The 18,780-nt window shown below is 74.6% G+C and carries 11 protein-coding genes; all 11 read left to right on the forward strand.

Features of this window, described 5'->3' with window-relative positions:
* Nucleotides 1-141: 141 nt before the first annotated feature.
* Nucleotides 142-585 (forward strand): cobalamin-dependent protein, encoded by a 444-nt coding sequence (locus tag AB0O19_RS19765; RefSeq protein WP_363621027.1) that lies wholly within the window; start codon nucleotides 142-144, stop codon nucleotides 583-585.
* Complete coding sequence (locus AB0O19_RS19770; protein ID WP_363621029.1) at nucleotides 582-1,871, forward strand: methylaspartate mutase; 1,290 nt, start codon at nucleotides 582-584, stop codon at nucleotides 1,869-1,871. The genes AB0O19_RS19765 and AB0O19_RS19770 overlap by 4 nt, the downstream gene beginning before the upstream one ends.
* A 97-nt stretch (nucleotides 1,872-1,968) precedes the next feature.
* Nucleotides 1,969-2,961 carry an asparagine synthetase A gene (locus tag AB0O19_RS19775; protein WP_363586019.1) on the forward strand — a complete coding sequence of 331 codons (993 nt, stop codon included), beginning with the start codon at nucleotides 1,969-1,971 and terminating at the stop codon, nucleotides 2,959-2,961.
* Nucleotides 2,958-4,229 (forward strand): glutamate synthase-related protein, encoded by a 1,272-nt coding sequence (locus tag AB0O19_RS19780; protein WP_363621031.1) that lies wholly within the window; start codon nucleotides 2,958-2,960, stop codon nucleotides 4,227-4,229. Before AB0O19_RS19775 ends, AB0O19_RS19780 begins: the two co-directional genes overlap by 4 nt.
* A 150-nt stretch (nucleotides 4,230-4,379) precedes the next feature.
* Nucleotides 4,380-9,173 carry an amino acid adenylation domain-containing protein gene (locus tag AB0O19_RS19785; protein WP_363621033.1) on the forward strand — a complete coding sequence of 1,598 codons (4,794 nt, stop codon included), beginning with the start codon at nucleotides 4,380-4,382 and terminating at the stop codon, nucleotides 9,171-9,173.
* Between the two features lie 32 nt (nucleotides 9,174-9,205).
* Complete coding sequence (locus tag AB0O19_RS19790; protein WP_363621034.1) at nucleotides 9,206-13,687, forward strand: amino acid adenylation domain-containing protein; 4,482 nt, start codon at nucleotides 9,206-9,208, stop codon at nucleotides 13,685-13,687.
* A gap of 9 nt (nucleotides 13,688-13,696) precedes the next feature.
* Nucleotides 13,697-15,454 carry a non-ribosomal peptide synthetase gene (locus tag AB0O19_RS19795; RefSeq protein ID WP_363621036.1) on the forward strand — a complete coding sequence of 586 codons (1,758 nt, stop codon included), beginning with the start codon at nucleotides 13,697-13,699 and terminating at the stop codon, nucleotides 15,452-15,454.
* Nucleotides 15,451-16,248: a thioesterase domain-containing protein gene (locus tag AB0O19_RS19800; protein ID WP_363621038.1), complete on the forward strand. Its 798-nt coding sequence runs from the start codon at nucleotides 15,451-15,453 to the stop codon at nucleotides 16,246-16,248. The genes AB0O19_RS19795 and AB0O19_RS19800 overlap by 4 nt, the downstream gene beginning before the upstream one ends.
* A 2-nt stretch (nucleotides 16,249-16,250) precedes the next feature.
* The gene (locus tag AB0O19_RS19805) at nucleotides 16,251-17,435 is read left to right on the forward strand and encodes a cytochrome P450 (RefSeq protein WP_363621040.1); all 1,185 of its coding nucleotides are present in this window, start codon (nucleotides 16,251-16,253) and stop codon (nucleotides 17,433-17,435) included.
* 119 nt (nucleotides 17,436-17,554) lie between these two features.
* Complete coding sequence (locus AB0O19_RS19810; RefSeq protein ID WP_063350320.1) at nucleotides 17,555-17,767, forward strand: MbtH family protein; 213 nt, start codon at nucleotides 17,555-17,557, stop codon at nucleotides 17,765-17,767.
* Nucleotides 17,768-17,775: 8 nt separating this feature from the next.
* Entirely contained in the window at nucleotides 17,776-18,771 is a 996-nt protein-coding gene (locus AB0O19_RS19815; protein WP_363621041.1) for a TauD/TfdA family dioxygenase, read from the forward strand.
* Nucleotides 18,772-18,780: the final 9 nt, after the last annotated feature.

Genomic DNA, 18,780 nt, shown 5'->3' on the forward strand with positions numbered 1-18,780 from the left:
AGCTGCCGGTCGCCGGGCCCGATCGTTCCTAGCGTTCTCCGTGGGGCTGGACCGCCGCGGAATACGCGCCGGAATTCCCGGGCCGCCGGCTGGGGCGTCGGCGGAATTCCATCGACGATCGCTACCGACGAGGGCTGGGCTGTGGAGCACGGAAATACCGGAGAGAGAAGACTGGACGTCGTCGTGACGACGACGGCCTCGGATTCGCACACCTGGAACCTGGTGTTCCTGCAACTGCTGCTGGAGGAAATGGGCCACCGGGTGACGAACCTGGGCGCGTGCGTCCCCGACGCCTTGCTGCTCGCCGAATGCCGCCGGATCGAACCGGACCTGATCGTAATCAGCAGCGTCAACGGGCACGGTCACCAGGAAGGGCTGCGGGTGATCCCGGCCCTGCGCGCCTGCCCGGAACTGCGGCGCACCCCGACGGTCATCGGCGGCAAGCTCGGCATCGCCGGAACCGACGACCCCGACCGCGAGCGCACACTGCTCGCGGCCGGCTTCGACCGGGTCTTCGAGGAGGGCTCCGCGGTGGCCGGGTTCCGCGAGTTCGTCGACGGGCTGCGCTCCCGGGTCCTGCTGTGACGAGCTTCGGCGCGTTCGTGGCGCAGGCCGCGGAGGCCGGCGCACTGGTGGTCCAGCCCCGGATGGGGATGGCGCGGGCGGCCCGGATGCGGGAGGGCCTGCTCGCCACCCGGGCGGCGACCGCCGTCACCGTCGGCACCATCACCCTGGACAGCTACACCCGCACCGGCGACCTCGACGCCGCGCGGCGGGCACTGGCCGCCGGGGCCGGCCTCAACGGCTATCCGATCGCCACCCACCCGGTCGAGGTCACCCGGGCGGTCCTGGCCGGGGTGGCGGACGCGGGCTTCCCGGTACAGGTCCGGCACGGCTCGGCCGCGCCGGAGCACATCATCGGGGCGCTGCTGGCGGCCGGCCTGGACGCCACCGAGGGCGGACCGGTCTCCTACTGCCTGCCGTACGGCCGCACCCCGCTGCACGAGGCGGTGGCCCGCTGGCAGCGCAGCTGCGAACTGCTGTCGTCCATACGGGAGTTCGGTGCGGATCCGCACCTGGAGACGTTCGGCGGCTGCATGATGGGCCAGCTCTGCCCGCCCTCGCTGCTGATCGCCATCAGCGTCCTGGAGGCGCTGTTCTTCCGCCAGCACGGGCTGCGCAGCATCTCGCTCAGCTACGCCCAGCAGGCCAACGCCGGCCAGGACGAGGAGGCGCTGGCCGCGCTCGGCCGGATCGCGGGCGAACTGCTCGCGGACGTCGACCGGCACCTCGTGGTGTACGCGTACATGGGCGTGTACCCGCGCTCGCCCGGCGGCGCCCGGCTGCTGCTGGAGGACGCCGCGCGGCTCGCGGTGCGCGGCGGCGCCGCCCGGCTGATCGTCAAGACCACGGCCGAGGCGCACCGCATCCCGACCGTCGCCGAGAACGTCCGGGCGCTGGAGACCGCCGCCGAGGCCGCCACGGCGGAACGCTCCCGCCCCCGGCCCGCCGCCCCGCCGGACACCGGGATCGAGGCCGAGGCCAGGGCGCTGATCGGAGCGGTGCTCGACCTGGACGCCGACGTCGGGCGGGCCCTGGTGCGGGCGTTCGCGGCCGGCTACCTGGACGTGCCGTACTGCCTGCACCCCGACAACGCCGGGCGGACGCGCAGCTCGCTCGGCCCGGACGGACGGCTGCTGTGGTCCGCCGTCGGCTCGATGCCGATCGCCGGGCTCGCCGAGGGCGGCCGCGCGCCGATCCTCGGCTCGGCCGGGCTGCTGGCCGCGCTCTCCCAGGTCCAGCAGCGCTACGACGAGCGGGCCGAACGCTCGCCCGCACCCGCACTCCGGGGCCTGCCCGCCGCCCGGTGAGACGCCCGGTGAGAAGCCGGGTGAGAAGCCGGGTGAGACACCGGGTGAGAAACCACGCTCCACGCTCCACGAGAGAACGAGAGAAGAGGACCCGACCATGCCCGACCCCACGCTCCTGCCGCCGACCGACCCGGGCCGGCACCTGACCGCGCCGGCCACCCGCAGCGCGCTCCGGATCCAGCAGCACCTGCTCACCGCGGCCCGCGAGTTCCTGCGCGGCCGGGGCTTCACCGAACTGCTGCCGCCGATCATCGGCCCGGTCACCGATCCCGGTGCGCGCGGCTCCAAGCAGGTGGACATCGACTTCTACGGCCACCGCTACAAGCTGATGACCAGCGCGATCCTGTACAAGCAGGCCTCGCTGCTCGCCTTCGACAAGATCTTCTGCATCGCCCCGAACGTCCGCCTGGAACCGCTGGAGACCGCCGGGACGAGCCGCCACCTCGCCGAGTTCCACCAGTTGGACGTGGAGGTCGCCGGCGCGAGCCGGGACGACGTCGTCCAGCTGGCCGAGGACCTGGTGGTGCACATGGTCGACAGCACCGTCCGCGCGCTGCCCAAGGAGTTCGCCGAACTCGGCCGGGACCCGCAGGCCTTCGCCGAACTGCTGCAGGGCTCCTTCGGCCGCATCCGGCACGCCGAGGCGGTCGCCGAACTCCAGGGCATCGGGCACCCGCAGAGCCCCGAGGCCGAACTCGACTGGGAGGGCGAGGCGTTGCTGTCGGCCCGCCGGGACCGGCCGTTCTTCGTCACCGACTACCCGAAGGGCTCGCGCGGCTTCTACGACCGCGAGCACCCCGACGACCCGGGCCTGCTGCGCAACTTCGACCTGCTGGCGCCCGAGGGCTACGGCGAGTTGTGCAGCGGCAGCCAGCGCACCAACGACTACGCGGAGATCGTCACCCGGATGCGGGAGACCGGCGAGAACCCGCAGAAGTACCGCTGGTACCTGGACCTGGTGCGCGAGGGCGTGCCGGCCAGCGCGGGCTTCGGCATCGGGGTCGAGCGGCTCACCCGGTACGTCGCCGGGCTGGACGCCGTCTGGCAGGCCAGCGCCTTCCCGAAGATCGCCGGGGTGGTGTCCCCGTGAGTGACCTCAGCGCGCCGGGATTCCCGGAGGAGGAGGTCCGGAACCGGGCCCGCGCCGGAGCGGCCGCCGCCTTCCCGCCCGCCGAGGAGTACGGACACGTGCTGTTCGGCGCCGGCCGGCCGGGCGAGGCGGACCGGGCGGCGCCGCCGGACGCCCTGGACGCGCTGCGGATCGTCCCGCCGCTGTTCCTGCCGCAGCGGCTGGCCAAGCTGATCGACCTCGGCCGCGAGCCCGACTACCGGGACGTCGAACTGGCCACCGCCATCGGAGGGTTCGCCTCCGCGCTGCCGGTGTACGTCTCCGCGACCGGCTCCACCCGGGCCGCCGGTGGTGACCTCGGGCTGGCGCTGAGCCGGCAGGCCGGGGCACTCGGCATCCCGATGGTGATCGGCGAGAACGTGGTGCCGGTGAACGGCTACGGCCGGCTCGGCGAGGCGGCCGACCGCACGCTGCTCGGCCGGCTGCGCGCCTACACCGAGGAACTCCCGGACGGCCTCGGCGGCGTGGCCGTCCAGCAGAGCACCGAGGACGCCGACGCCGAGGTGTGGAACCTCGTCCACAGCGACCCGGCCGCCCTGCCCCTGCTGGAATCCGGACGGCTGGCCTTCGAGTTGAAGGTCGGCCAGGGCGCCAAACCGGGCCTGGGCGGCATGACCGTGCTGGAGGCCGAGGCCGCCGCCGCGCTGGGCGACCGCTTCGGGCTGGACCCGTTGTTCGGCGACGGGCGGGTGCTGCGCGCCGCCACCCCGGGCACCTTCACCGCGGAGATCCTGCGCCAGCAGATCCGGCTGATGCGCAACAACTACCCCCGGGTGCGGATCTGGGTGAAGCTCTACCCCGGCCGGGACGTGGCCGAGGCCGCCCGGGTGGCGCACGAGGCCGGGGCGGACGCCGTCGTGGTGGACGGCGCCGAAGGCGGAACCGGCTGGGCGCCCGGGGTGTTCCTGCCGCACGTCGGACTGCCGCTCGCGGAGTGCCTGCGCCGGCTGGCGGTCGCGCCGCCGCCCTCGCTGCTGGTCTCCGGGCGGATCTGGGAAGGCGCCAGAGCGGTCAAGAGCCTGGCCCTGGGGGCCCGCGCGGTGGGCCTCGGGCGGGCGGCGCTGCTCGCCGTGGCGGAGGACCGGGAATCCGGGCTCCGCCGTTTCGTGGACTGTCTGGCGCTGGAACTCCGACTGCTGATCAGTGCGCTCGGAAAGTACGCGCCACAGGCCCTGGACCGGGAGGACGTCTGGTCCCCCGAGGAATACGGAATCACCGCCGGCCGGTAGCCCCGGCCTGCCCGGGTCGATTCCTGCGGCAGGTCCGGAAAGCGGCACCGGAAACTGCCGATTTCCTTCCTCATTTCCTGCCGATAGGGCCGTCGAATTCCCCCTATCGTCGAACTCGTCGCCGATTCATCTCACTTCTGGGGCTGGATGATGTCCTCTCGCGGTTTCCCTACTGAGAATGCTGCGCCCGAAATCACGGCGCCTGAAATCACGGTTTCCGCTTTCGAGCCGCCCGCTTTCGAGCCGTTCGCCTCCGCCGTCCGCCGCTTTCCGGAGCGGCCGGCCGTCCGCACCGGCGGCCGGACCGTCAGCTACCGGGAGCTGGACGGCCTGACCGCCGCGCTCGCCGCCCGGCTCGCCCCCGGGGGGACGGTCGCCGTCACCGGCCGCGACCGGCTGGACCACGTGGTCGCGCTGCTGGCGGTCCTGCGGGCCGGTGCCACCTACCTGCCGCTGGACCGGGAGGCCCCGGAGGAGCGCAACCGCTGGATCACCGAGAACGCCGGGGCCTCCCTGGCCCTCGGCGGCGAGGAGCTCACCGAGCTCAGCGGGCCCAGCGACGGCGCGGGTGCCGTTGCCGGTGCCGGCTACGTCATCTACACCTCCGGCACCACCGGTCGTCCGAAGGGCGTGCACGTCCCGCTCGACGCGCTGACCGGCCACCTGGCCGCTGCCGTCCGGACCTTCGGCCTGACCGAACAGGACGTGGTGCTGCAGTTCGCCCGTCCGACGGTGGACGTGGCCGTGGAGCAGGTCCTCGGCGCGCTGTCCGCCGGGGCCTGCCTGGTCCTCCCGGAGCACCGACTCCTCTCCCCGGCCGAACTGCTGGACCTGCTGGACGCCGAGGGCGTCACCGTCGCCAACCTGGCCGCCGGCTACTTCCAGGACGTGGTGGCGGCCCTGGGCGGCCGGGTGCCGCGCACCCTTCGGCTGATGATCTCGGGCAGCGACAAGCTGGAGCCCGCCACCGCCGCCGCCTGGTGGGCCGCGACCGGGGTGCCGCTGCTGAACGCGTACGGACCGACCGAGACGGTGGTCACCGCCACCACCCACCGGCTCGCGGGCGAGCAGCCCGAGGCGGGCGTGCCGATCGGGACCGCGCTCGGCGGGCGGCGGCTCTACGTGCTCGACGAGCGGCTGCGTCCGGTGCCGCCCGGCACGGCCGGCGAACTGTACGTCGGCGGGCCGCTGCTGGCCTCCGGCTACCTCGGCCGCCCGGGCCTGACCGCAGACCGCTTCGTCGCGGACCCGTTCGTGGCCCCGCCCGCGGCCCCGCCCGCGGAGCCGCTCGCAGACCCCGCCGCAGCGCCGAGCGGCGCTCCCGGCGCGCGGATGTACCGCACCGGCGACGTGGTGCGCCGCACGACCGAGGACGGCCCGCTGGAGTTCGTCGGCCGCAGCGACCACCAGGTGAAGGTCCGCGGCTTCCGGGTCGAGCCGGGCGAGATCGAGCAGGTGCTGGCCGGGTACCCGGGCGTCACCGGCTGCGTGGTGGTGGCGCGCGAGGGCCGGCTGGCCGGGTACCTGACCGGCGCCGCGCCGCGGTACGCCGAGGCGCGGGACTGGCTGGCCGAGCGGCTGCCCGAGCACATGATCCCGGCGACGCTCACGGCGCTGGACGCCTTCCCGCTGACCGGCGGCGGAAAGGTGGACCGCCAGGCCCTGCCCGAGCCGCAGGCCGCGCCCGAGGGCCAGCCCGCCGGCCGCCCGCCGCGCACGCCCGCCGAGCAGCTGATCGCGGCGGTCTGGGCGGACGTGCTCGGGGTGCCCGAGGTCGGGGCGGACGACAACTTCTTCCACCTGGGCGGCGATTCGCTGACGGCCGTGCGGGTGGTGGGCCGGGTCTTCGACGTCTTCGGCATGGTGTCCCCGTACACCATCTTCGACGCGCCGACGCTGGCGGAGTTCGCCGCCGCGGTGACCGCCGCCTCCGGCGGTGAGCGCCCGGCGCTGGTCCGCTCGGGCGCCGCCGGGGCCCCGCTGTCCAAGTTCCAGCGCGGCCTCTGGTTCCTCGACCAGTGGAACCCGGACGCGCCGACCTACGTGGTGCCCTGGGTGTTCCGGTTCGCCGGGCCGGTCGACCCCGAGCTGCTGCGGCAGGCGCTGGCCGGGGTGGTGGCGCGGCACGAGAGCCTGCGGACGACCTTCGAGCTCGCCGAGGACGGTCCGCGCCAGGTCGTCCACCCGGCCGTGGAGCTGCCGTTCACGCTCACCGAGACCACCGCCGACCGGGTGGACGACCTGGTGGCCGAGGCCGCGCTGGAGCCCTTCGACCTGGCGGTCGGGCCGCTGGTGCGGGCGCGGGTCTTCCGGGCCGCCGGGGCGACCACGCTGTTGCTGCTCCTCCACCACATCGTCTGGGACGAGGGCTCGCTGCCGGTGCTGGAGGCCGAGCTCCAGGAGCTGTACGCCGCGGCGGCCGAGGGTCGCCCGGCCGAGCTGCCGGAACTCGCCGTCCAGTACGGCGACTACGCGGCCTGGCAGTACCAGGACGACACCGCCGAGCGGCAACTCGATTACTGGCGCGAGCAGTTGGCCGACGTTCCGGACGTCGACGCGCTGGCGCCGGACCACCCCCGCCCCGAGGAACAGGCCTTCCGCGGCGCGTTCCACCGCTTCGCGATGCCGGATCCGGTGGCCGGGGCCGTGCGGGCGCTCGCCCGCAGCGAGGACGCCACCCCGTTCATGGTGCTGCTCGCCGGGCTGGCGCTCACCCTGCACCGCCGCTCCGGGCAGCGCGACCTGGTGCTCGGCTCGCCGGTGAACGTCCGTGGCCGGGCCGAACTCGACGGCCTGATCGGCTACTTCGTCAACCTGCTGCCGCTGCGTCTGAAGGTCGAGGAGGGCGTCTCCTTCCGCGAGCTGGTCCGGCACGTGCGCGAGGTGTCGATCGGTGGCTACCGGCACCAGGAGGTGCCCTTCGACGACATCGCGAACGCGGTGCTGGAGGAACGCCCCGAGGACCGCAACCCGCTGTGCCAGGTGCTGCTGGAGCTGCACCCGCTGGACACCCGCCCGCTGACCGTCGGCGGGTGCGAGGTCACCCGCGAACTGCACTCCAACCCCGTCTCCCGCTTCGACCTGTCCGTCTCGGTGGACGACCGCGGCACCGGCTTCACCGGCCGCTTCGAGTACGACAGCGACCTCTTCGAGGCCTCCACCATGGCCGGCCTGTGCGAGCAGTGGCTGGGCACCCTGGCCGCCGCCCTGGAGGTGCCGGGGCACGCCCTGTTCGAGGCGCAGGCCGCCCGGGCCCCGCAGGCCACCGCCCTGATCTCCGGTGAACGGATCGTCCCGTACGGCGAGTTGAACGCCGCCGCGAACCGGCTGGCCCGCCACCTGGTGGGCCTCGGCATCGGCCGCGGCGACACCGTCGCCGTACTCGCCGAGCGCGGGCCGGAGATGGTCACCGCGCTGCTGGCCGCACTCAAGACCGGCGCCGCCTACACCCTGCTCGACCCGGACTTCCCGGCCGAGCGGCTGGCCGGCGCGGTCGCCGACACCGGCGCCGCCACGGTGATCACCCACCGCCACGCCACCGTGCCGTTCGCCGTCCGGCGCCAGGTGGACCTGGACGCCGCGGCCGCCGAGCTGGCCCGGTACGCGGCGCACGACCTCGGCGTGCCGGTCGACGGCGCCGATCTCGCCTGCGTGATGTTCACCTCCGGCTCCACCGGCCGCCCCAAGGGCGCGGCCGTCCCGCACCGCGCGCTCACCACCACCTACCTCGGCCAGGACTACGCCCGCTTCGGCCCGGACGAGGTCTGGCTGCAGTGCTCGCCGGTCTCCTGGGACGCCTTCGCACTGGAGCTCTACGGCGCGCTCTGCTTCGGCGGCGCCTGCGTCCTGCAGCCCGGCCAGCGCCCGGACCCGCAGACCATCGCCGAGCTGACCCGCCGCCACGGCGTCACCGAACTCCAGCTCTCCGCCAGCCTGTTCAACTTCCTGCTGGAGGAGCTCCCGGAGACCTACGACGGCCTCAAACTGGCCATCACGGCCGGCGAGCGGGCCTCCGTCACCCACGTGGCCAAGGCCCTGGAGAACCACCCGGGCCTGGTGGTCGCCAACGGCTACGGCCCGGTCGAGAGCCTCGGCCTGACCACCTGCCACCAGGTCGGCCCGGAGGACGTCACCGGCAGCTCCGTCCCGATCGGCGTCGCGCTGAACGGCAAGGGCGTCCTCGTCCTGGACGAGCAGCTGCGCCCCGTCGAGCCCGGCGTGATCGGCGAGTTGTACGCCTCCGGCGGCGGTCTCGCCTACGGCTACCTCGGTCGGCCCGGCCTCACCGCCGAACGCTTCGTCGCCTCCCCGTTCGGTGCCCCCGGCGAGCGCCTCTACCGCACCGGAGACCTCGGCTACGTCAACGCCGGGGGCCTGCTGGAGGTCACCGGCCGGATCGACGACCAGGTCAAGATCCGCGGCTTCCGGGTCGAGCCCGGCGAGATCGAGGACGCGCTCACCCGGCACCCCGCCGTCCAGGAGGCCGCCGTCACCGTCCACGAGCCCGCCCCGGGCGACCACCGCCTGGCCGCCTACGTCACCGTCGGGGCCGACGCACCGGACCCGGAGGTGCTCCTCGACCACCTGGCCGGCCTGCTGCCCGAGCACATGGTGCCCGCCACCCTGGACGTCCTGGACGCCCTGCCGCTCAACCACAACGGCAAGGTCGACCGGAAGGCACTGCCCGCCCCCGCCGGGCGCCGGGCCGCCGCCTGCGACCCGCTGACCGAAGCCGAACGGCTGGTCGCCGAGGCCATGTGCGAGGTCCTCGACCTCACCGAGGTCGGCCGGGAGGACAACTTCTTCCGGATCGGCGGCAACTCGCTGGCCGCCGTCCGGGTCGCGATGCGGCTGTCTCGGGAGACCGGCACCCGCGTCCCCCCGCAACTGGTGTTCCGGGCCAGGACCGTGAGCGCCATCGCCGAACGGCTGGCCGCCCGATGACGGGCCGCACCGCACACGAAGGGAACGAGGCCGTGAGCCCGTCCGACCACCCGGCGCGCACCGCGCCCGCCTCGGGGCTGCAACGCGGCCTCTGGTTCCTCGACCGCCTCGATCCGCGGCAGGTCACCTACTGCACGCCCTGGACGGTCGACGTCACCGGCCCGCTCGACCTCCCGCTGCTCCAGCGCGCGCTGGACGCCCTGGTGGCCCGGCACGAGGTGCTGCGCACCACCTTCGCGCTGCACCCCGACGGCCCGCGCCAGCAGGTCCACCACACCCTCGCCGTGCCGCTCGCGGTGACCGACCTGCGCCCGCAGGGCGGCCCCGAGCAGGCCGGACGCCTGGAGGAACTGCTCACCGCCCGCTGCGCCGAACCCTTCGACCTGGCCGCCGGACCGCTGCTGCGCGCCGAGGCCTTCCACCTGGCGGACGAGCGCACCACGCTGCTGTTCACCGTCCACCACATCGTCTGGGACGGCTGGTCCGCCGAGGTCTTCGAGCGCGAACTCGCCGACCTGTACGGCGCCGCGGTGCAGGGCCGGGCCGCCGACCTGCCGGAACTGACCGTGCAGTACGCCGACTACGCGGTGGAGGAGCTCGACACCTCCTTCGAGGAGCACCTGACCTACTGGAAGGAGCAACTGCACGGCGCCCCCGCCCTGCTGGAGCTGCCCACCGACCGGCCCCGTCCCGCCGAGCGGGGCGCGGCGGGACGGACCGAGGAGTTCGGGCTGGCCCCCGGCACGGCGGCGAAGGTGCGCGCCCTGGCCGAGGCGGAGGGCGTCACCCCCTTCACCGTCCAACTGGCCGCCTTCGCCCTGCTGCTGAACCGCTGGACCGGCGCCGACGACCTGGTGATCGGCACCCCCGTCACCACCCGCAACCGGCCCGAACTGGAGCACCTGCTCGGCTACTTCGTCAACCTGCTGCCGCTGCGCCTGCGGCTCGCGCCCGGGCTGAGCTTCCGCGCCCTGCTGGAGCACGTCCAGGACGTCGCCTTCGAGGCCTACGGCTACCTCGACGTGCCCTTCGACCAGCTGGTCGACCAGCTCGGCACCGCCCGCACCGCGCAGCACCCGCCGCTGGTCCAGGTGGTGTTCGGCGCCCACGGCGAGGACCGCACCCCGCTCGTGCTCGGCCGGGCCACCGCCGAGAGCCGGGTGCGCTCCAACGGCACCAGCAAGTTCGACCTCACCTGGTCCGTCTTCGACAGCAGCGGGACCGGCAGCAGGACGGGCGGCGACCCCGGCGACCCCGGCGGCGAACTGCGTGGCGAGGCCGAGTACCGCAGCGAGCTGTTCGACGCCGGGACGGTGCGCCGGCTGGCCGCCGACTTCGGCGCCCTGCTCACCGCGGCCCTGGACGACCCCGACGCCACCGTGCTGCGGCTGACCGGCCGCACCGCCGGGGCGGAGGCCGTCCGGGCCACCGACACCCCCGGCCACTGCCTGCACCGGCTGTTCGAGCAGGCCGCCGACGCCCACCCCGACCGGCCTGCCGTCAGCGACTCCGGCCACACCCTGAGCTACGCCGAACTCGACCGCCGGGCCAACCGCCTGGCCCACGCCCTGCGAGCCCGCGGCGCCGGCCCCGGCGACCGCGTCGGCATGCTGCTGGACCGCACGGCCGACGTCCTGGTCACCGTCCTCGGCGTGCTCAAGACCGGCGCCGCGTACGTGCCCGTCGACCTCGCCGCCCCCGCCGACCGCGCCGCGCTCGTCTTCGCCGACGCCGACGTCACCCTCGTCGTCACCGACCGCCCGGACCGGGCCCCCGAAGGCCCCTGGCAGGCCTACGACCTGACCGCCGAGGCGGCCGACCTGGCCGCCCGGCCGGACCACCGCCCGCCGGCCGCCGGGCGCCCCGGCGACGTCGCCTACATCATCTTCACCTCCGGCTCCACCGGCCGCCCCAAGGGCGTCGCCGTCGCCCACGAGCACGTCAGCCGGCTCATGGCGGACGGCGCGGAGCACTTCGGCTTCGGCCCGGAGGAGACCTGGACGCTCTTCCACAGCTACGCCTTCGACTGGACGGTCTGGGAGATGTGGGGCGCCCTGCTGCACGGTGCCCGCCTGGTCGTCGTCCCCTACGTCACCAGCCGCTCGCCGGAGGAGTTCGCCGAACTGCTGGAGCAGGAACGGGTCTCCTTCCTCTGCCTCACCCCCTCGGCGCTGCGCCAGCTGGAGCCCGTGCTGCGGCGCGGCCCGCGCGACCTGTCCGCGCTGAAGTGGATCATGCTCGGCGGGGAGGCGCTGGACCCGGGCGTCGTCCAGCGCTGGTTCGAACTCGACCCGCCGCCCCCGGCCCGGCTCTGCAACCTGTACGGCATCACCGAGACCACCGTCCACGTCACCACCCACGACCTGGCCGGCAGCGCCGGCTTCGAGCGCAGCCTGATCGGCGCGCCCATGCCGCACCTCACCGCCCAGGTCCTGGACGACTGGCTGCGTCCGGTGCCGCCCGGCGCGGCCGGCGAGCTGTACATCGGCGGCGGCAGCCTCGCCCACGGCTACTGGGGCCGCCCCGGCCTCACCGCGGGCCGCTTCGTCGCCGATCCCTACGGCCCGCCCGGGGCGCGGCTCTACCGCACCGGCGACGTCGCCCGGCGCCTGCCCGGCGGAGGCCTGGAGTACATCGGACGTGCCGACTTCCAGGTCAAGCTGCGCGGCTTCCGGATCGAGCTCGGCGAGATCGAGAACGCGCTCGCCGCCCACCCGGACGTCGACGCCTGCGTCGTCACCGTGCACGACGACCGGCTCGCCGCGTACGTCACCGGGCGCGAGCCCGCCGACGTCCGCGCCTTCCTCGGCCGCTCGCTGCCCCCGTACATGGTCCCGGCCAGCTTCACCGTCCTGGAGTCGCTGCCGCTCACCGTCAACGGCAAGGTGGACCGTGCCGCGCTGCCCGCCCCCGGCCAGCGCAGCACGGCCACCGGAGGCCGCCACGTCGAGCCGCGCACCCCGGAGGAGGAGGCCTTCGCCGCCGTCTGGACGGAGGTCCTCGGGGTGGACGGCATCGGCGTCCACGACGACTTCTTCCACCTCGGCGGCGACTCCATCCGGGCCGTCCAGCTCGCCGGCGCGCTGCACGAGCGCGGCTGGGGGGTGAGCCTGCGGGACGTCTTCAACGCCCCCACGGTCGCCGCCCTGCTGCCGCTGGCCGAGCCCGTCGCCGAAGGCCCGGCCGACCACGAGCCCTTCTCCCTGATCACCCCGGAGGACCGCGACGACCTGCCGCCCGGCCTGGCCGACGCCTACCCGATGGTCTCCATGCAGCTCTCCATGGTCTTCCACATGGAGATCGCCGGCGGCACCGACAGCTACCACAACGTCAACTCCTACCGGATCTCGGGCGACCTCGACGAACAGGCCTTCCGCCGCTCGGTCGCCGAGGCCATGGAGCGCCACGCGGTGCTGCGCACCGGCCTCGACCTGTCCGGCTACGGCGAACCGCTCCAGCTCGTGTACGGGCGGCTGCCCGCGCCCGTCGAGTTCACCGACCTGCGCGGCGAGCCCGACCAGGACACGGCGGTCCGCGAGGTGTTCGACACCCACCGGTGGACGCCCTTCGACCTCACCGCCCCGCCGCTGTTCCGGATCACCGTGCAGCGCCTGGCCGAGGACGCCTTCCAGCTCACCATCTCCGAGCACCACGCCATCCTCGACGGCTGGAGCTTCACCTCGCTGTTCACCGAGATCCTGGAGCGCCACACGGCCCTGGCCGCCGACCCGCTCGGCGCCCCCACCCCGCCGCCGCGCACCGCCTTCCGCGACTTCGTGGCCGTCGAACGGCAGGCCGCCGGGGACGAGCGCTCGCTCGCGTACTGGCGCGACCGGCTGTCCGGCGTCAGCGGCCAGTCCTTCCCCGGCAGCGAGGACGTGCACGAGGCGCCGCGCACCGTCGAGCGGGTGCTGCCCGAGGCGCCCGAGCAACTGCGGCAGGTCGCCGACGCGCTGGCCGTGCCCCTCAAGTCGGTCGCGCTCGCGGCCCACCTGCACGCCCTCGCCGCCGTCACCGGGCGACGGCGCGTCACCACCGGCCTCGCCGTGAACGGCCGGCTGGAACGGCTCGGCGGCACCGAGGTGTACGGGCTGTTCCTCAACACCGTCCCGCTGAGCTGCGAGCCCACCGACGACCTGCTCGCCCTGGTGCGCGAGGTGCACCGGGAGGAACTGGACATGATGCCGCACCGCCGGGTGCCCTTCGCCCGGCTCGCCCGGCTGATGACCGACACCGCGCTGGACAGCCAGTTCGGCTACCTGCGCTTCCACGCCCTGGGCCGGCTCAGCTCCGCCCGCATCGTGGACGGCCGGATCGGCTGCGAGCCGACCCTGCGCCACGAGCCCAACAGCTTCGCGTTCGGCGCCTCGCTGATCCAGGACCCGGTCTCGCAGCGCGTGCTGCTCGCCGTGGACCACCAGCGCTCCCTGGTCACCGACACCACCGCCGAGCAGTTCATCGACACCTACACGGCAGCCCTGCACGCCATGGCCGCCTCCGTCCGCGAGTCCTGAGGAACCGTCATGACCGACCTCCTGCACCGCCTGCGCGATGCCGTCGCCGCCCACCCCGAGCGCACCGCCGTCCTCGCCGGAGCGGCCCGCCTGGACTTCGCCGAACTCGACCTGCGCACCGCCGCGCTGGCCCGCGCCCTGCGCGCCCACGGCGTCGGCCGCGGCGACCGGGTCGGCGTCCACCTCGCCCGCACCGCCGACCTGCCGGTCGCCCTGCTCGCCGTCTGGCGGGCCGGCGCCGCCTACGTCCCGCTCGACCCGGCCTACCCCGCCGAGCGGCTGGCCTTCATGGCCGCCGACGCGCGGCTCGCGGCCCTGATCAGTACGGAAGGCCTCCCGGCGGCCCAGGACGTGCCGGTCCTGCGCCCGGACGCCGCCGCCGACGGGTCGGACCTGCCGGAGGCGGCCGACCCGCTCGACCCCGCCTACGTCATCTACACCTCCGGCTCCACCGGGCTCCCCAAGGGCGTCGAGGTGCCGCGCGGCGCCGTCGCCGCCCTGGTGGAGGCACTGGAGGCCGCCGGTGCCTACCGCGCCGAGCCCGGGGTGGTCGGCTGGAACGCCAGCGTCTCCTTCGACGCCTCCGTCCAGCAGTGGGCCCGGATCTGCCGCGGCGACACCGTCCTGGTCATCGGCGACGAAGACCGCGCCGACCCGGCCCGGGTGGCCGCCCTGCTGGCCGAGCACGCCGTCACCGACCTCGACCTGACCCCCTCGCACTGGGAGCTGCTGCGCGAGCCGCTCACCGGCGCCCGGGTGCCGCGGCTGTTCATGGGCGGCGAGCCCGTCCCCGAGCACACCTGGCGGGAGCTCGCCGACGGCGGCATCGACGCGCTCAACCTGTACGGGCCCACCGAGTGCACCGTCGACGCCGTCACCGCGCCGATCAGCGGCCCCGGTCCGCACCTGGGCGAGCCGCTGCCCGGCGTGCGCCTCCACCTGCTGGACGAGAAGCTCGCCCCGGTCGCCGACGGCGTCGTCGGCGAGCTGTACCTCGCCGGGCCCGGGCTCGCCCACGGCTACCCGGGCCGCCCCGGGCTGACCGCCGGACGCTTCGTCGCCGACCCGACCGCCCCCGGCGAGAGGATGTACCGCACCGGCGACCAGGCCCGACGCGGCGAGGGCGGCCGGCTGGAGTACGTCGGCCGGGTCGACCGCCAGGTCAAGCTGCGCGGCTACCGGATCGAGCTCGGCGAGGTCGAGCACGCGCTGGCCCGGCTGGACGGCGTCCAGGCCGCCGCCGTCACCGTCCACGAGCCCGCCCCCGGCGACCGCCGGCTCGTCGGCTACGTCACCGGCGCCGCCACCGCCGCCGAGCTGACCGAGCGCCTGCGGGCCACCCTGCCCGCGCACCTGGTGCCCTCGGCGATCACCGTGCTGGACGCCATGCCGCTCACCCCGAACGGCAAGGTCGACCACGCGGCCCTGCCCGCCCCCGCGGCGCAGCCCGCCCCCGCGGCCGAGGAGGCGCCCGCCGAGGGCTCCGGCGGGCTGGCGGAGCAGGTCGCCGAGGTCTGGCGCACCGTGCTCGGCCTGACCGGCGTCACGCCCACCGACGACTTCTTCTCGCTCGGCGGCCACTCGCTCGCCGCGCTGCGCGTCGTCCACCTGCTGCGCCGCCGGCTCGGCATCGAGCTCCAGCTGCGCCACCTGCTGGACTCGGCCGACCTGGCCGCCTTCACCGCCACCGTCGGCAAGGCCGTCGAGGCCGGCACCGCCGCCCCCCGGCCCGCCCTGACCGCCCGCGCCCGGGTCAGCGGCGCATGACCACCGCCACGCGGGTGCGCCCCCGCGTCGAGGGGGACTGGCTGCTCGTCCCCGCGCCCCAACCACACCGCCCGTTCCGGCTGTTCTGCTTCCCGCACGCCGGGGGCGACGCCACCGCCTACACCCCGCTCGCCCGCGCCCTCGCCCCGACCGCCGAGGTCTGGGCCGTGCGCCCGCCCGCCCGCGGCGGTCGCCTCGGCCACCCGATGCCCGCGAGCTTCGACCTGCTGGTCGACGCCGTCGTGGACGCCCTCACCCCGCACCTGACGGGCCGGTTCGGCTTCTACGGGCAGAGCTTCGGCGCCCTGCTCGGCTACGAGGTCGCCCGGGCGCTGCCCGCCGAGCGGCGGCCCGAACTGGTGGTCGCCGCCTCCGCCTCGCCGCCCGCCACCTGGGCCGGCCGGGACCGCCCGCAGCACACCGCGGACGACCTGCTGCGCCTGGCCGGCATGGGTGAACTCATCGAGGGTGACTCGGAGTTGAAGGAGCACGCGCTTCAGGGCATCCGTACCGACCTGGCCGTGGTCGCCACCTACCGCCCCCGCCCGCACCCGCCGATCGGCTCCGACCTGCACACCGTCGCCGGCGCCGACGACCCGATGCTCGGCTCCGCCGGACTCCAGGGCTGGGCCGTCCACACCCGCGGCGCCGGCGGCCACCACATCGTCCCCGGCGGCCACCTGCTCGCCACCGTCGACGGGCCCGGCCCGGTCGACCTGCTGACCTCCCTCATCGAGCGACCGGGCCCGGGCCACCGGGCCGGCGCCGCCGCCGACCAGTCCACGACGGAGTAGCCATGCTGACCACCACCGCGGTCGACCTCACCGACCCGGGCCTGTGGGCCCGCCCCGACACCCCCGCCCTGGTCGCGGAACTGCGCCGGGAGGCCTCCGTCCACCGCACCGACACCGTCGACGACGGGCCGATCTGGTCGGTGCTCTCCTACCGGCACTCCGCGGAGGTGCTGCGCAACGCCACGCTCTACAGCTCCGAGCAGGGCTCGCTGCTCGGCGCCGGCGAGGGCAACGTCCCGGTCGGCTCCGGCCGGATGATGGCCCTCACCGACCCGCCCCGGCACCGCGAACTCCGCGCGCCCGCCAACCCGTTCTTCGCCCCCGGCCCGGTGCGCGGAGCGTCCCGCGGCATCACCGAACTCGCCGCCTCGATCGTCGACCGGGCCGTCGAACTGGGCGAGGTCGACCTCGTCGACGCCGTCTCCGCCCTGCCGCTGTCCGTCATGTGCGACCTCCTGGACGTCCCCGAGAAGGACCGCGAGATGGTCGAGCGGGTCTGCGACGTCGCCTTCCTCGGCCGCACCCCCGAGGAGCGCCGGGCCGGCCACCAGCAGCTCATCCCCTACCTGCTGCACCAGGTGATGCTGCGCCGCACCGACCCGCGCGACGACCTGATCAGCAAGATGGCCACCTACCGGGTCGGCGGCAAGCTGCTGCCGATCGAGGACGTCGTCCTCAACCTGGACAACATCGTGGTCGGCGGCGTCCAGACCGTCCGTCACACCGCGGCCATGGGCCTGCACACCCTCGTCCAGCACCCGGAACTGTGGCGGCAGTTGCAGCGGGGTGAGGTCGGCATGGACTCGGCGCTGGACGAACTCCTGCGCTGGACGTCCGTCGGGCTGCACACCCTGCGCACCGCGAGCCGGGACACCGAGCTCGACGGCCGCACCATCCGGCGCGGAGACCGGGTCGCGGTCTGGGTGTGGTCCGCCAACCGGGACCCGGAGGCCTTCGACCGGCCCGAGGAGATCCTGCTCGACCGCGCCCCCAACAAGCACCTCGCCCTCGGCCTCGGCGCCCACTACTGCATCGGCGCGCCGCTGGCCAAGGCCGAACTCGGCGCCCTGTTCACGGCGATGCTGGAGCGCGTCGCCGTGATCGAACCGACCGGGCCGGTCGTCCACAACCGCTCGATCATCAACTTCGGCCTGGACCACTTCCCGGTGCGCCTCACCCCGCGCTGAACCGGCCCGCCGCGGACCGCCGACGGGCGCCCGAGCCGAACTGCCGCGTTCCTGCCGCGACTCCTGCCGTTGCGCCCCCCGGCCCGCCCCTACCTTCGAAGCAACCCAAGGAGGACACCATGAGCAACCCGTTCGAGGACGACAACGCCGGCTACCTGGTGCTGGTCAACGACGAGAACCAGCACTCGCTGTGGCCGGTCTGGATCGACGTGCCGGCCGGCTGGACCACCGTCCACGGCGAGGACACCCGCCAGGGCTGCCTCGACCACATCGAGGCCAACTGGACCGACATCCGGCCCGCCAGCCTGACCGCCTCCCTCGCCCGGCAGTGAGCGCGACCATGCTGACCTGGGAACTGAACCCCGGCCGTCCGGCCCTCGCCCACGCCCCGCGCACCGCCGACATCGGCGAGGCCCGCGCATGGCTGCGCGAGAACGAGACCGAGCTCACCGAAGCCCTGCACCGGCACGGCACGATCTTCCTGCGCGGCCTGCCGGTCGCGAGCACCGAGGACGTCGCCGCCGTGCGCGACGTCCTCATCCCCGAGCGCACCCCCTACCGGGAGAAGGCCACCCCGCGCAGCGACTACGGCAACGGCGTCTTCTCCTCCACCGACCTGCCGTCGCCCCAGCCGATCCGGATGCACAACGAGAACAGCTACACCCTCACCTTCCCGGGCCGGCTGCTCTTCGCCTGCCTGACCGCCCCCGAGGAGGGCGGCGCCACCCCGACCGCCGACTGCCGCCAGGTGCTCGACCACCTGCCCGCGCACCTGGTCGAGCGGATGCGGACGTCCGGCTGGACGCTCACCCGCAACTACTCGGACTACGTCTCCCTCGGCTGGCGCACCGCCTTCGCCACCGAGGACCGGGCCGAGGTCGAGGCCTACTGCCGGGAGAACGGCATCATCTGGGAGTGGCTGCCGGACGGCAACCTGCGCACCGGCCAGCTGCGCCCCGGCACCATCCACCACCCGGCGACCGGCGAGGAGGTCTGGTTCAACCACCTGGCCTTCTGGAGCGAGTGGTCGCTCGACCCGGACATCCGCGAGGCGATGACCGACGAGTTCGGCCCGGACGGCTTCCCGTTCAACACCGGCTTCGGGGACGGCGAACCGCTGGAGCGCGCCGACGTCGACGCCCTCAACGAGGCGTACCACGCCGCGACCGTGCGCGAGCGCTGGCAGGTCGGCGACGTGATGCTGGTCGACAACGTGCTGTGCGCGCACGGCCGGGACCCGTACCGCGGCGACCGCAGGATCGCCGTCGCGATGGGGCAGCCCCTCGACGTCCTGGACTGCCGGCCCAGCGTCCGGCCCACCCTGGCCGTCGCCTGACCGTCCCAG

Origin of the sequence: Kitasatospora sp. NPDC091276 (assembly GCF_040684355.1) — a bacterium.
Classification (GTDB): domain Bacteria; phylum Actinomycetota; class Actinomycetes; order Streptomycetales; family Streptomycetaceae; genus Kitasatospora.

Bases quoted from the DNA above. Each gene is read 5' to 3' on its own strand.
- AB0O19_RS19775 (WP_363586019.1), top strand. From the start codon at position 1,969: ATGCCCGACCCCACGCTCCTGCCGCCGACCGACCCGGGCCGGCACCTG.
- AB0O19_RS19785 (WP_363621033.1), top strand. From the start codon at position 4,380: ATGTCCTCTCGCGGTTTCCCTACTGAGAATGCTGCGCCCGAAATCACG.
- AB0O19_RS19795 (WP_363621036.1), top strand. From the start codon at position 13,697: ATGACCGACCTCCTGCACCGCCTGCGCGATGCCGTCGCCGCCCACCCC.
- AB0O19_RS19800 (WP_363621038.1), top strand. From the start codon at position 15,451: ATGACCACCGCCACGCGGGTGCGCCCCCGCGTCGAGGGGGACTGGCTG.
- AB0O19_RS19805 (WP_363621040.1), top strand. From the start codon at position 16,251: ATGCTGACCACCACCGCGGTCGACCTCACCGACCCGGGCCTGTGGGCC.
- AB0O19_RS19810 (WP_063350320.1), top strand. From the start codon at position 17,555: ATGAGCAACCCGTTCGAGGACGACAACGCCGGCTACCTGGTGCTGGTC.
- AB0O19_RS19815 (WP_363621041.1), top strand. From the start codon at position 17,776: ATGCTGACCTGGGAACTGAACCCCGGCCGTCCGGCCCTCGCCCACGCC.